Annotated in this window: 14 protein-coding genes and 1 tRNA gene; 5 read left to right on the top strand and 10 right to left on the bottom strand. The window is 32.6% G+C overall.

Annotation, left to right across the window (positions count from 1 at the left end; translation table 11 throughout):
* Positions 1-24: 24 nt before the first annotated feature.
* Positions 25-1,473, bottom strand: a complete 1,449-nt coding sequence (gene thiI, locus H3S74_RS04755) for a tRNA uracil 4-sulfurtransferase ThiI (protein ID WP_198247373.1) — start codon at positions 1,471-1,473, stop codon at positions 25-27.
* A 178-nt stretch (positions 1,474-1,651) separates the two neighbouring features.
* On the opposite strand from thiI, the gene secG reads away from it, so the two are divergent.
* The 3 genes from secG (at position 1,652) to H3S74_RS04740 (ending at position 2,653) form a co-directional block, all read left to right on the top strand.
* The gene (gene secG, locus H3S74_RS04750) at positions 1,652-2,044 is read left to right on the top strand and encodes a preprotein translocase subunit SecG (RefSeq protein ID WP_198247372.1); all 393 of its coding nucleotides are present in this window, start codon (positions 1,652-1,654) and stop codon (positions 2,042-2,044) included.
* Between the two features lie 7 nt (positions 2,045-2,051).
* Positions 2,052-2,137, top strand: a tRNA-Leu gene (locus H3S74_RS04745).
* 330 nt (positions 2,138-2,467) lie between these two features.
* Positions 2,468-2,653 (top strand): hypothetical protein, encoded by a 186-nt coding sequence (locus H3S74_RS04740; protein WP_198247371.1) that lies wholly within the window; start codon positions 2,468-2,470, stop codon positions 2,651-2,653.
* Between the two features lie 357 nt (positions 2,654-3,010).
* On the opposite strand, the gene H3S74_RS04735 is transcribed toward H3S74_RS04740, so the two are convergent.
* The 6 genes from H3S74_RS04735 to H3S74_RS04710 are packed head-to-tail and all read right to left on the bottom strand — an operon-like array spanning position 3,011 to position 7,680.
* The gene (locus tag H3S74_RS04735; protein ID WP_086361632.1) at positions 3,011-4,117 is read right to left on the bottom strand and encodes a zinc-binding dehydrogenase; all 1,107 of its coding nucleotides are present in this window, start codon (positions 4,115-4,117) and stop codon (positions 3,011-3,013) included.
* Positions 4,118-4,151: 34 nt separating this feature from the next.
* The gene (locus H3S74_RS04730; RefSeq protein ID WP_065650784.1) at positions 4,152-4,988 is read right to left on the bottom strand and encodes a PTS system mannose/fructose/sorbose family transporter subunit IID; all 837 of its coding nucleotides are present in this window, start codon (positions 4,986-4,988) and stop codon (positions 4,152-4,154) included.
* On the bottom strand, positions 4,985-5,791 hold the full coding sequence (locus H3S74_RS04725; protein ID WP_086360936.1) for a PTS sugar transporter subunit IIC: 807 nt from the start codon (positions 5,789-5,791) through the stop codon (positions 4,985-4,987). Before H3S74_RS04725 ends, H3S74_RS04730 begins: the two co-directional genes overlap by 4 nt.
* Positions 5,792-5,827: 36 nt before the next feature.
* Positions 5,828-6,319 carry a PTS sugar transporter subunit IIB gene (locus tag H3S74_RS04720; RefSeq protein WP_065577689.1) on the bottom strand — a complete coding sequence of 164 codons (492 nt, stop codon included), beginning with the start codon at positions 6,317-6,319 and terminating at the stop codon, positions 5,828-5,830.
* Positions 6,320-6,367: 48 nt separating this feature from the next.
* Entirely contained in the window at positions 6,368-6,787 is a 420-nt protein-coding gene (locus H3S74_RS04715) for a PTS sugar transporter subunit IIA (protein ID WP_065614395.1), read from the bottom strand.
* A gap of 44 nt (positions 6,788-6,831) precedes the next feature.
* Positions 6,832-7,680, bottom strand: coding sequence for a class II fructose-bisphosphate aldolase (locus tag H3S74_RS04710; protein ID WP_198247370.1), 849 nt, complete (start codon positions 7,678-7,680; stop codon positions 6,832-6,834).
* A 183-nt stretch (positions 7,681-7,863) separates the two neighbouring features.
* Here H3S74_RS04710 and H3S74_RS04705 point away from each other — a divergent pair, with 183 nt between their 5' ends.
* Positions 7,864-8,613 carry a DeoR/GlpR family DNA-binding transcription regulator gene (locus tag H3S74_RS04705; protein ID WP_198247369.1) on the top strand — a complete coding sequence of 250 codons (750 nt, stop codon included), beginning with the start codon at positions 7,864-7,866 and terminating at the stop codon, positions 8,611-8,613.
* A 140-nt stretch (positions 8,614-8,753) separates the two neighbouring features.
* On the opposite strand, the gene H3S74_RS04700 is transcribed toward H3S74_RS04705, so the two are convergent.
* On the bottom strand, positions 8,754-9,185 hold the full coding sequence (locus H3S74_RS04700) for a MerR family transcriptional regulator (RefSeq protein WP_198247368.1): 432 nt from the start codon (positions 9,183-9,185) through the stop codon (positions 8,754-8,756).
* Positions 9,186-9,318: 133 nt separating this feature from the next.
* On the opposite strand from H3S74_RS04700, the gene lepA reads away from it, so the two are divergent.
* A complete protein-coding gene (gene lepA, locus H3S74_RS04695) occupies positions 9,319-11,115 on the top strand; it encodes a translation elongation factor 4 (RefSeq protein WP_232354851.1) in 1,797 nt (598 codons plus the stop codon).
* A gap of 234 nt (positions 11,116-11,349) precedes the next feature.
* Here the strand turns inward: lepA and H3S74_RS04690 are convergent, their stop codons facing one another.
* Positions 11,350-13,461, bottom strand: a complete 2,112-nt coding sequence (locus H3S74_RS04690) for a peptidase domain-containing ABC transporter (protein ID WP_198200911.1) — start codon at positions 13,459-13,461, stop codon at positions 11,350-11,352.
* The gene (locus H3S74_RS04685) at positions 13,454-14,746 is read right to left on the bottom strand and encodes an HlyD family secretion protein (RefSeq protein ID WP_198247365.1); all 1,293 of its coding nucleotides are present in this window, start codon (positions 14,744-14,746) and stop codon (positions 13,454-13,456) included. The genes H3S74_RS04690 and H3S74_RS04685 overlap by 8 nt, the downstream gene beginning before the upstream one ends.
* Between the last annotated feature and the right edge of the window lie 54 nt (positions 14,747-14,800).

Raw genomic sequence — 14,800 nt, 5'->3', positions numbered from 1 at the left:
AATATCGTAAATAATTGTTAAGATTCACAGTTTAAATACTTTAACATTGTTAAAACCTTGCTCGATTAAATAAAGCGCTTGTAGTTTACTCATTACTCCTTTAGCACAATAAAGTAAATATTGCTTTGATTGATCTAAATCACCAAATTGAGTTGCCAATTTATAAAATGGTATAAGCTTAACTACAACATTTTCGATTTCCAGTGGATGCTCCTCTTGCTCTTCTGGCGCCCGAATATCAATGATAACGTGATTATCTTCTAATGTTGTAACGGTATCAACCTGAGTAATAGTATTATTAGTTTGTTTAGCTATTTCACGAATATCAATATTTTCAGCTTCTGCAACAGCCTTATCTAAAATAGAAAAATCAAAATTTTGCTCTTCAATCTCTATTTTTTCTTTAACTGCTTTTACTGTTGGACTTTTCGATATGACACCACAAAATTCAGGCATAGTCTTAGCAATATCTTCAGTACCTATCTGACGAGCTAGATTAATTATCGTTTCTTTGTCATGGGTGATAAGTGGGCGTAAAATTAATGTATCACTGACATTATCGATTAAACGCAAATTAGTTAAGGTTTGACTTGATACTTGACCTAACGCTTCGCCTGTAACCAGAGCTTCAACATTATAACGCTGTGCAACTTTAGAGGCTGCACGAATCATCATTCGTTTTAAGATAACCCCCATCTGGCCATCATCAATTTTTTCTAAAATCTCGCCAACAACATCTGAAAAGTCAATGGCAATAAAACGAACCTTATGAGAGCTTCCAAATCTATTCCACAAATAATGAGCCATCTGTTTCACGCCAATTTCATGGGTTTTGCCACCTAAATTAAAAAAGCAATAATGAACTCGACAGCCTCGCCTGATCAGCATATAGCTAGAAACACCAGAATCAAATCCACCAGAAATAAGAGAGATGACATCTTCTTGTGTTCCGGTTGGAAAACCACCTATCCCGGCATGTCGTTCTTTAACTAGTAGAAGTTTATCTTTATCAATTTCAAGATTAACAGTAATATCTGGACGTGTTAATTTGACTTTAGCAGTAGCAACATGTTGATTAAGACCACCACCGACATAACGCTCTACCTCAATTGAAGTAAATTCGTGCTTACCTCGTCGTTTAACTCTTACACAAAATGTTTTATTCTCAATTAAAGGCGCATAGTGATTAAACGCTTTTTCATAAATATCATGTAAATCAGTAAAAGTAAGTTCTTCAACCACTAAAATATGATGGATACCTGGAATTCTTGTTAATAGTTCTAATATTTGATTTTCACTATTTTCAACTTTAGGGCGAACCTCAATAAAATCCCAATGACGAATAACTGCCACATCATTAATAGCATTCTTTAAAATATTACGAATATTACTAGTAAGAATTTTAATAAAACGTAAACGAACGGACTCACTTTTGATGGTAATTTCGGGGAAAAGTTTAACTATAAATTTCATACAACTGCATTAGCCAAGAATAAAAATGGCGACATTATACTGATTTTTCCCTTAAAAACGTACAATTGATTATGATAAATACAGAAAATAATAAAATATACTTGCTTGTTGCTCACTCTTTCGCTAATATTTCGCATCAATAAATTCTGTTCTATAACATAAAAATTGACAGGTTGAAATGTACGAACTTTTAATTATAGGTTATTTATTTATCGCACTTGCGATAATCGTTTTAGTGCTAATTCAGCGCGGTAAAGGTGCCGACATGGGATCATCTTTTGGTGCAGGTGCTTCTGCAACTTTATTTGGTTCATCAGGAAGTGGCAATTTTCTAACTCGCACAACAACAATACTTGGTGTGTTATTTTTTGTGTTAAGCATTATTTTATCAAATCTTGGTAGCTCAAAAAACACAACTTCAAGTGATGAGTTTAAAAATATTGGAGATAGTGCTCCAGCGACTACGCAACAAAATACTGAGAGCACTAGTGGTAATGGAGAAGTAATTCCAACTGCTGACCCAATTATTCAACCACAGAATATTAATCCTACATCAGATATTCCAGAATAAAAACGGCGCCGTGGTGGTGAAATTGGTAGACACGCTATCTTGAGGGGGTAGTGCTCTAAGGGCATGCGGGTTCAAGTCCCGCCCACGGCACCAATTCAATATTCATTAACATTCTTTTAAATCCTTTAAAACACATCAAAACTAACAAATACAAGGCTTAAAGCCTATTTTGTTATTTATTAAGCACCAGTATGATATATTTACAACCAAAAAGAATGGGGGTATATTTAGGGGTAAGATAAATTATTGTTTTGATTGAACCAGTGATATAAATTAATAAAAAGTAACAATAATTTAACCTCACTTAAACGCTACATTGTAATTATAAAAAATGCTACCTATTTGATTATTAGATCATTTAATTATGAATAGGACTATATATTTATATTAACTACTTTATTTTTAATTCTTATAGCAATTTTAGTGTTGTTATTTTTTGCATATAATAAACTTAGACGTTTATCTAAAAATATTAAACAAAATCAAATAAATACACATACCACCGTCAAAAAAGGACATGATATCACTCGACGAATTTCAGATATAGCTTCTAGCTATGGTGATCATGAAAAGTTGACTCATTTAAAATCGATGATGGAAAAATTTTAAGAGATACCATGGGTAGAATGGCGTCAGCGGCTAGCGAAAATGTAAAAAGAATAAAAAACAAAATCAATGATAATACAGAAAAAGATTCAACAGATAATCAGCAGTAATTAATTTAACAACGATGGGCATCTTTCTTTTAAAAAAAAGAGGCTCTTTTTTATGATTAATTGACAGAATTAATCTCTTCTTAAAAAACTCTTCGCAGAGTTTTTATACAAATGACTAATAGGCAAAAGCATTTTAACTATCTAATTAATGATAACCTCTTTTTCCAATTCATTTGCAATGAAAAATAGTTTGCAGTAATTTTGATAATAGGCTCTAACTTTTTTAATGCTCGAGCCCATTGATTAATCATTAGTTTTGAATGATAATTTTGTAACCTTGCATGCTCATATTCATTTCCATAGCTTGATTGATTTCTTTTAATGGATAGCGATGAGAAATGAGCTTCTCAATAGGCAATTTTCTTGCTTGTGCTTCTTTTAAGAATTCACAGGCGTGTACCCAATCTTTCGCTTTGTAAGTCCAGGAGCCAACAACTTTTATCTCTTTGTTACAAATATCAAAATGCGGGTTATAATTCGCCTCACCATTATTAACAAAAAAACCAAGTTCACATAAACTTCCACCTCGACGAATATATTTCCAAATAGTGGAAGCAGCTTTTGTGGAACCAGTACATTGAAACGCCATATCAACACCTTGTTTTGACAATTTCATAACATCTTCAATACTGTCATAACTTTTAATGAAATTAATGGTGTGTTGCGCACCCAATTCTTGAGCAAGTTGCAAACGACTATCCTCACCATCAACAGCAATTATATGGCGAACGCCCATAGTTCGAATAATGGTCAATAACAACAATCCAATTGGTCCACAGCCTTGAATTAAAACTGTTGAATCATGTTTGAAATTAAAGATTTCTTTCGCTTTTTCAATTGCATGTATTACAACAGCCGCTGGTTCAATTAAGACACGTAAATCAAGGCTCATATCACTAACATTAAAAACAATTCCTCCCTTATTTATTTTGATATAATCTCCAAACCAACCATTAAAAAAATGGTTCTCACCTGGCATTAAACCAAAAATTTCACCTCCATTGCATAAGTGAATTTGTTCTGGATGGTTTAAACAAATATCACACTTTCCGCAAGGACGTAAACCTGTAACGATTTTATCGCCGACAGCTAGTGGCTTACCAGTAAAGTCATGAGTAATGTTTTTACCAAGTTTTACTATTGTACCTGTTCCCTCATGCCCTAATTGAATTGGTATATAACCAAATGGATCACCCTTATATTCATGCACATCCGTTCCACATATACCACAGGCCTCAACTTTAACGAGTATCTCATCATCATTAATATTTGGTAATGTTAATGATTTTAATTCAATTTTTTTGTTACCAGTTAATATAGCTACGTTAGCTTGCTTTGGTAGATTTTCAATATTCATTTTATGTCCTTAATCACAATTTATTCGACGATAATCAAACAATACCTAACGTGGCTAATATGATACTCATTCCAACGATGCCAATGATGATGAAATTAAAACTTACCTTTTTACTATTCATTAAATAAAAACAAAGTAATGTTGTAGTTAATGGGATAATACCAACAAATATCTGATCAAGTATGCTTTGTAGTGATAGTGAAGAATTTTCACCTGAACTAATTGTTAATACAGAATTAAAAGTAACAATATTACTTGTCATTCCGCCTACCATAATTAATCCAAGGACACTTGCAGCCTTGGTCAAAATATTGATTAGGCCAGAAGCATATAATTCTTCAATATATTTAGAGCCTAATGAAAATCCAATTAATCCCAAAAAATAACGGCAAGCGATAGAGGGAATATTATAAACGAGTAAAAAAACAATCGGGGCAAGAAAGCTACCTTCTTGCGCTAAACTCAGCGCAACGCCAGCGGCAACAACTCTTAAAACACCCCAAAATAGAGAATCACCGATCCCTGCAAGTGGCCCCATTAGACTTGACTTGACCGCATTGATAGATTGAGCATCAAAATCCGCTTTAACACTATTTTCTTTTTCCATGGAAGCTGCCAATCCCATTACAAATGTTGACACATTTTGCGTAGTATTAAACCAAACTATGTGTCGCGTTAACGCATCTTTTTTATCCTGTAATTTAGTATAATAATGATTAATAAACGGCATTAAGGCATAACAAAAACCGGAAGCGCCATGTTTAGCGAAACTAAATGGAGCGAATATCGTGAAAGAACGAAAAAACATTTTTCTTAATAACTTTCTATCGGTAGTTGAGATTTGTTTAATTATTGATTTTAAATTACTCATGAGAAGAACTCCTCATCATCATCCATTATAGAATTCGAATTATTATTAGTGTGAAATTTATCCGACTTGAGATTAAGAATTTCATAATCTCGATAAGCGATTGCAACAGCAATAACTGTACCAATAATTGCTAATGCGATAAGTGGAATTTTGATATAAGCAACAATGACAAAACCCAAAATGTAATAAATAGAGAGCTTATTATTCCATAACATTTTTAGCAACATAGCAAAGCCGACTGCGGGTATTAATCCACCACAAGCAGCCAGACCTCGCATAATAACTTCTGGAATATTTTCGACAAAAAGTTTAACTGGAGTCGCACCTGACATAATTGCGATAAAAACAACTATCGCAAAGACAATATAGCGTAAAAACCATAACCCATAGTGCATTGCAACAATAGCTTTATCATTTCCTTCAAGTGCTAATTTATCAAAGCGACCGGCAAAAAAACTTAAAACAACACTCATGGTAGTTTCCAACAAACCACCTAACAATGCTAAAGGAATTGCTAATGTGATAGCAATTTCTACACCACCACCTGAGAGCATCGCAAAACCAGCACCGAGTACGGTACCAAAGGAAGGATTTAATGGTGTAGCACCCCCAACATTAACCGCCCCCATGAAAACAGCTTCTAGTGCCGCCCCCATTAACACTCCTGATTGCAGATCACCGAGAACTAATCCAACTAGTGCACCAACAACAATAGGCCTATCAGCCATATTTTGACCAATAAGCCAATTACCACCAAAAGTTATAAACATAACAACTGCAAGTAAAAAAGCTGACATTATCATAATACTATCCCTTTTTATGTAATAAAATTTTCCAAATTAATTACTCATTAGATCATGAAAAAGCTTTTCTGCATTATCAGGGACTATCTGATGAACAACTTTTCGATTACTAGCAAGCAATTGTTCTAAGGCAACTTGTTCTGATTTGCTAAGTAAGATCGTAGAACTCAATTTACTTTTTTCAGCTTCATCTACACCGTCAAAACGACCAACATTAGCAATATTGATTCTTTCTATGTCATCTATATTTTCAGACAAAAACAGTGCATCACAAATTGAATTAACTAATACAAAAATGCGCATATCTTTTGCTTTTGGATTATTTATCAATTGCACAGCATCTTGCATGGATTTTATAGCGAGTTTGACATTTTCCGGGGTTGCCATTTTCAATGTCATTTGTTGAATGTGATCTTTACTTGCATGATCATTTGCCACAACAATAGCTTTAGCATTGAGTTTTTTGGTCCATACTAAGGCTACCTGACCATGAATCAATCTGTCATCAACTCTTATTTCTACTATCATAATTATTGCTCCGTATTTTTATAATTATTCCTAAAACTTCTTTTTTATTTAATCATCAAAAAATTGGTTATCTTCTAGAAGTTTCTGTGGTTGTATATTAACCAGTTGCATCTCTTGCCTCGATTGTTCGATTATTTCTGTTAGATTTTCGTCAGAAAGTTGCACATCAGTGAGGATAACTTCTAATACAAGTGGTAAATTAAATCCTGTTATTAAGTGAAAAGAATAACAACTTTTTAATTGTGCAAATTTTTGATTGACACTACCGCCATTTAGATCAGTAAAAACGATGATTTGAGAATTATGTTGGTATTTTTTTAAAAAATCTTCCGCTTGAATCGTAAAATCACTCGAATCAATATAAGCATTAATATAGGTAATATCTTGTTTATCACCAATTAACATATTTATTGTATTAACAATACCTTCTGCTAATTTGCCATGGGTTACAATGAGGACTTTAATCATTAATTAGATCCTTTTAATTATAAATAAAGTTATTCAAACTAAAACTATGCATGATTATTAGAACCAAATATCAACATTTTTTTTAACGTAGCTTCACGTATCGCTTCTTTCATTGCGACAGCAACATCCGAGATACCTTTACCTTTAACATAAAGTTGATGAATAGCTTCTAATCCAGCGCAGTTAATATCAGTAAAAATATTAATTTTACTGACACCATGCTTTATACAATTTTGAAAATCGGTATCACTTAATCCTGAACCGCCATGCAAAACTAAAGGAGATTTAACAACTTGAGCAATTTGATCTAAACGATTTATGTCTAATTTAGGCGTTGATTTATAAGCACCATGAGCAGTACCAATAGCTACAGCTAAGGCATCTACTCCGGTTTGTTCAATATAATGCTTAGCTTCTAAAGGATCGGTATAGATACTATTATCTTGCTCACCATGACCTTCTGAAGCATGCTCATTAGCTCCTACATGTCCTAATTCCGCTTCAATAGAAGCACCATATTGATGAACCAATTTAGTAATATTGGCTACGCGTTTTATATTATTTTGATAACTATCAGTGGAACAGTCATACATAACTGAAGAAAAGCCTAATCTCAACGCTTCTTTAATTGCGTCTTCTGATAATCCATGATCTAAGTGAACAACAACAGGAACTTTAGATTTTTTCGCCATAGGGATTAAAAAATAAGCCAATTCTTGTAATGTGGATATATCTAAAAAACATTCTGCAGTTCCTATTATTACTGGCGATTTAGATTGTTCAGCCGCTTCAAGTACTGCTTTGGCCATTTCTAAATTTATAGTATTAAATAATCCTACTCCATACTGATTTTTTTGAGCATCTGATAAAACTTCACGTAATGTGACTAACATCCTTACCTCCAATAAAACGATATTTAAACTAGATAGTTAAAGTAATTATAAAGACAAATATTTCATTGCAAATTGCTGGCGAATATATTGATTAACAATCAAATTCGGTCATGTTAAACTTTAAAATATGATTGATATCGAGCAAATCTTAGTGATCTTGATCACAGTCATGTTGGAGGAAAGATGACCAGAGAAGATAAATTACTAAATATCATAAAAGAAAAGAATTTTGTGACAGTCAATAAACTTTGTAATTTGTTATTTATCAGCCAAGCAACTATTCGACGAGACCTTACTAAGCTTGAGCAACAAGGTTTAATAAGGCGAACTCATGGGGGAGCAATTTATGTTCAAAAAAGCTCGATAGAAACACCTATTACACTGAAAAATAAAGAAAATATTGAACAAAAAAGGTATATTGCTGATTTAGCTTTAGCATTTATTGAAGACGGTCAAACACTGTTTATTGAAGCTAGTAGTTCTTGCCTCTATTTGGCAAAAAGATTAAATGAAAAAAAAGGCTTAACTATACTAACAAATGGTATTACAACAGCTAACATCTTAGTTGAAGAGACCAATGCTGAGGTGTATTGTACTGGAGGTCGACTTCTACCTAAACATTTGAGCATCTGCGGTTTACAATCTTGTGACTTTATTTCACATTATCATGCTGATTTATTTTTTGCTTCATGTCGAGGACTTGATCCTGATATGGGAGCGACAGATGTTAGCGAAGCAGATTCCATGGTAAAAAAACAATTTTGTCGTAATGCAGAAAAAACAATTCTATTAGTTGATAGTAGTAAATTTAACAAAAAATTTTTCAACCAAACATTTACATTAAAAGATATTAATATCGCTATTTCAGATCAACCATTTCCTAACAGTTTAAAAAATGCATTAGAAAAAGAAAATGTTGAAATTCATTATTAGCGCATTAATATATAAAGGCTGACATACTTTATAAATAAAGTTTTTAGGTATATGACTATTAAAATTATTTAATTAATTTTTAGTTAAAAAACCCCTTTCCTCAAAATTTTTTCATTGGTAAAGTTTTCATTGGAAAACGCTTAGTTATTTATTGTTTGATGAGTGGCTTTATAGTATTGTTTTTTAAATTTTAATAAGGCCAATTGCTCATTTAGTTGAGTTATAGTATTGATTAATATCTTTTCTTGTTGATTAATGATAGTTAGACGCTCATCCAATGTTTCATCACCTTTAAGACACAGCTTGACATAGTGTTGAACATCTTTAATTGACATATTGGCGTTACGTAAACATTCAATCAATTTTGCCCACTGTAAATCTGCATCAGAAAATAACCGTTTTTCATTTTGATCGCGTTGTAAAAATGGAAATAGATTAAGTGAGTCATAATACCTAAGCGTGTGGGCTGACAAGCCTAATAGTTTTGCTGCTTTAGTCACCGAGTATTTAGGTGTTTGGTTTAATTCACTATTTTGTGCAATTGATGCAATACAATCATTTATATTTACCATATTTATACCCATGTTTTCATAAAAATCAATTAAATAGATTAGCAAGTATAATAATTTGGCCAAACTTGACTTAGAGTTACTCTAACCATTATAGTTCACGCCAACAGTTAAGAAAAGTATGGGAGAAATTAACATGAACCCAAATAATATAAGAAATTTTTGTATTATTGCCCATATCGATCACGGTAAATCAACACTGGCAGATAGATTAATTGAGATGACCAATACTGTCTCTGAACGTGATATGAAAGAGCAATTATTAGATAACATGGATCTCGAAAGAGAACGTGGTATTACAATTAAGTTACAAACTGTACGCATGTACTATAAAGCTTCTAATAATATTGAATATGAACTTAATCTCATCGATACCCCTGGACATACTGATTTTAATTATGAAGTTTCACGCAGTTTAGCTGCTTGTGAAGGAGCTTTGTTGCTAGTTGATGCAACCCAAGGCGTACAAGCACAAACAATCGCTAATTTAAAACTGGCTCAAGAGCAGAATTTAACTATTATTCCAGTTATCAATAAAGTCGATATGCCAAATGCGGATGTTGACAGCGTGATTAAAGAAATCGAAGAGTTAGATGGCATTAACTTAGATAAAGTTATTTTAGCTTCAGCTAAAACCGGCGTAGGAGTTGATAATATTTTAGAATCAATCGTTGAAAACATTCCTGCGCCAGAAGCTAATAAAGATAAGCAACTGCAAGCGTTAATCTTTGATTCTCATTATGATGTGTATCGCGGTGTCGTGCTACATGTACGCGTTTTTAACGGTGCTATTCATACTGGAATGAAAATTAAAATGCTCAAAAGTGATATTGAATTTGAAGCATTACAAACTGGCGTATTTTTACCAGCAATGAAAACTGTTGATGTACTTGATGCAGGTGAAGTTGGATATATTTCGACTAATATTAAAATCGTCGCAAATGTCAAAGTCGGTGATACCCTAATTGATCCTAATCACCCAAATACCAAAGCAGTACCTGGTTATAAAGAAGTCAAACCTATGGTTTATGCTGGATTATTTCCAATAAAAAATGAAGACCAAGAAAAACTTAAAGATGCGGTTGAAAAATTATCGCTAAATGATTCTGCATTTATTTATAAACAAGAAAACTCAATGGCCCTTGGCGCAGGATTCCGTTGTGGTTTTTTAGGCATTTTACATATGGAGATTATTCAAGAAAGACTTGAAAGAGAATATGGTATCGAAATACTCTCTACCTTTCCTAGTGTTGAATACCGTGTAACATTAAAAAATAGTGAAATCATCAATGTTAATAATCCTATGTTGTTACCGAGTTTTGAAAAAATTGACTATATTGAAGAACCATTTATAGATGCAGCAATTATTATTCCTATGGAAAATATTGGCGAAATTATGGAACTTTGTCAGGAAAAACGTGGTATCTATGTCGATATGATTTATCTGAATAATAAAATGGCAGAGTTGACCTTTAAACTGCCAATTTCAGAGATTGCATACAATTTTTATGATTCACTTAAATCGATTACTCATGGCTATGCATCTATAGATTATCGTGATAGAAGCTATATTGCATCGGATTTGGTAAAAATGGATATTTGGTTGAATGATGAAATTGTGGATGCATTTTCATTTATTTTACCTCGAGATAAAAGTTTTGAAAGAGGTAAACAAATTGTTCAAAAGATGAAATATGTTATTCCTCGCAAACTCTATCCAATGCCGGTTCAATCAGTAGTCGAAAATAAAGTTATTGCTCGGGAAGACATTCCACCTTTACGTAAAAGTGTCACCGGTCGTGGCTATTCGGGTTCGGCATCGAAAAAGAAAAAAATCGCTAAAAATATTAAAGAGAATAAGATTAGACAACGTAAATTTGGCGGTGTTGATATTCCACAAGAAGCATTCCATGCAGTATTAGATATCCATTAGCGTAATTGGATACTGATATCCTAATTAGAATTGACTTTTTAGCTTATTATAAACAGCAATTGAAAAGATAATTTCACCGGCAATCGTCGGTGAAATCTTTTAATGCGTTTTTGTTTGGATTAATTAATCTTTAAAATAAAGAAAAATTATTAAACTAATAGCTAGATTTTAGTAGCGATAAACTAGCAATAAAATTTACCATACTAAGTTCATTCTTATCTAATATACTGATCTTTAATGATTCACGGATGTGATATCAATCACTCGATCGGCACTTGCTATTGTTGATGTTCGATGAGCAATAATGATACGCGTTATTTTTAATGAAGATATTGCATTATTAATTTTAGTTTCATTATCTTCATCTAAATGACTTGTCGCTTCATCAAGAAATAACAAGCAAGGTTTACGATATAATGCCCTAGCAATCAATAAACGCTGTTTTTGCCCACCTGATAAACTATTACCTAATTCGCTGACTAAGGTTTCATATCCCATGGGCATTTTCATAATTTCATTATGAATGTTACAGTGCTTAGCACATTCAACCAGCCATTCATGATTTTTTTCATTATCGAAACTGGCGATATTATCAGAAATAGATCCTGCAAAAAGTTTATCATTTTGTAATACACTTCCAACAATATCTCTATAATTATTGACACCAAACTTATAAATATCAATACCATTTATAAGAACTTCGCCTTGAGTTGGTTCTAGTAGGCCATTCATGACTTTCATCAAGGTTGTCTTTCCTGCACCTGATGGACCAATAATTGCGACACTCTCACCAGCCTTAATTTTCATATTTATATTAGAAAAAATAGGCTGCGAAAGGTTATCATACTGATAAGCTATATTATTCAGTTCAAATTCAACAGGGATATCTTTCGGTAATTGATTTTTTGATTCAATATCGTTTTCAGTGTTAGTCAATACAATATCGGTTAATCGTTCGGTATGTAAATTTAGCATTTTCAAATCTAATACCATATTTATCAGATTTGCTGCTTGTTCTGAAAATTGAGATCTGTATGCAGTAAACGCAATAAACATACCAAGTGTCATTTTGTCATTCATTACCAGCGATGCACCAACCCATAATATTAAAGTTTGCTCAACCAGCATAATTAATGTATTTACACCATTAAATATCATATCTAATTTGGTTAGGCGAATATTGGCGTTAGTTGTATCAATATTCATATTAAGCCAATATTGAGCTCTAGACTCAGTGAGTTTTAATGATTTTAGTGTATCAATACCATATAAACTCTCCATAAAATGGGAATTAGCTTTGGCCTCTTTCACAATCTTTTCTTCAGATGCTTGTCGATAACGCTGATAAGTTACCACTCTTAATATTATATAAATTAGAGTAAAACCGCAGACAATCCAAACCAACCAGCCACCATACAGTAGCATCATGATAAAGACACCGATTGTCATCAAAATGTTAATAATACTACTTACGATACTTTTTGTTAGCGTTGAACGTATAACCTCTAATGAAACAAAACGAGACTGTATATCACCTAGTTTTCTTTTTTCAAAATAGGCTAAAGGTAACTTCATTAGATGCCCAAAAAGTCCTGCTTTCCATTGAATATCGACTAAAGATTCCATAACTAATGATGACCAAGATCGTAACATAGCAATAAAAGTTCTAAACAAAATAAAGAACAGTAACCCAATGCAGATTAAACCTAATAAACTATGATCTTTGGCAATAATTACATGGTCCATAACCAATTGCGTTCCAATCGGAAGTAATAAATTAATGGATTCAATAATCAGAGACAGTGACAGAATTTTAACTAAAAACCCTTTTAAACCATCAATTTGAAACAACATTTTTAGCAAACTGAGCTGACTACGTTGTGTTCGTGGTTGAAACTCTTTATCTGGCCATAACTCAAGTGCTATCCCACTGAAATGCTTTGACATTTCATTTATACCCACTTCTCGACGACCAAATGCTGGATCATGTAAAATAAATTTGTTTCTTTTAACGGCAACCAATACCACAAAATGGTTAAGATCCCAGTGTAAGATACAGGGAGTTTTTAACTGGTTTATCTCATTTAAATCTAAAGAAAGAGGACGGCTTTGTAATTGAACGCAAGCCGACATATTAATTAATGTCGCAAGAGTGACACCATGTGATGAAACCCCTATCTGATTTCGTAAACTAAATAAATCGACATTCATGCCATAATAGCGACAAATCATGGTTAAACAGGCTAGACCACATTCAGCAGCTTCGGTTTGCAAAATTTGTGGTATTTTTCTTCGCCATCCAAAATGTAAACTTTGAAGTATATGCTGAAATTGATTTCTAGCCATTGATTGGTCCTGTAATACTTTTCTGAATATCATAAAAAGGTGATAGCATCCATTGATAAATAGGTCTTTTCTCTAAAAATAGAGTAATATCAGCTTTCATACCATTAGTTAATTTAATCTTATTATTGAACTTAGCCATTTGCTGTTTATCAAGCGATACCATTACTTTGTAATATGCTTGGTAATTAATGGTGTTTTGCGATAGTGGAGAACTGCTATAAGTCGACATTTCTTGATTAGAAGCCGGCACCTTAGATATTGACATAATTTTACCGGAAAACTGACCAAATTTTTGATATGGATAAGCTTCATAACGAATATTAAGTTTATCATTAACCGAGATATAAGGAACGCTATCATTAGGAACCCAAAGCACTAAATAATAACCATTAGTGTTCGCAGGAATAATCTGTGCAAGACTATCATCATTTTTTACCATCTGCCCATCTGTAACACTTAGTGATTCAATACGACCATCACTAGGCGCACTTATAATTAACATTCCTCTGGCATTAACTTCAGTTAATTGACGTTGTAAATCATTTAATTGATATTGGTATTCAGATATTTTGTTATCAAAATCAGCTATCTTGGTCACTAATTCACTTTTGAGCTGAATAATACCTAATTTTTCTTGGATGATTTGATTCTGTAGTGATTGATAGGCGTTTTGTTGTTGATAGTATAAATATCTTTGATTATTAAATTGTTCATTATTAATAAGTCCCTTCTTCTGGTAAACAGCAAAATTCTGCATGCTTTCATACATATCTGTCATACCTTTTTCGGCATTTTTGACCAAAGATAAAGATTCTTGATGGGATTTATTATACTCGTCTATTTGTTGCTGTAGCGCATTTAATGTGATCTGCTTGTTTTCAGTTAGTGTGGCAATAATTTTCGATATATTATTAATTTGATTATTAATTGCTTCAACTGTTATTTGGGTTACATTACCTGACTGTGTGGTTCGGCTTACATCTAATTCATAAATAGGATCGCCTTTTTTAACTATATCGCCAACTTTAACATGACTATTAGTAATGAAACCTTGCTGTGGTGCAAATAGATTAATAGCTCTTGGTTGAGTGGTAATTTCACCAGCGACATTAATTCGTCGAGTATAGGTGCCGAATATTACCGTGAGTAATAAAATGATAATAAAGATAATTGATAATAAGAAAACTAACCATGCTGAACATCCTTTAAGTAATAATGCCTTTCCCATCCATTTAGCTTTTTGGTAATTAACAGCTTCTTGACGAAACAATCGATTATCTTCCATACAATATGTTACCTATTTTTCCTTACCATTAAGTAGCTACGATATATTTATTAT

Source organism: Gilliamella sp. W8126, from assembly GCF_016102185.1.
Taxonomy (GTDB): Bacteria; Pseudomonadota; Gammaproteobacteria; order Enterobacterales; family Orbaceae; genus Gilliamella; species Gilliamella apis_A.
The sequence above is the reverse complement of the archived record's forward strand: the minus strand, read 5'-3'. Positions and strand labels throughout refer to the sequence as shown.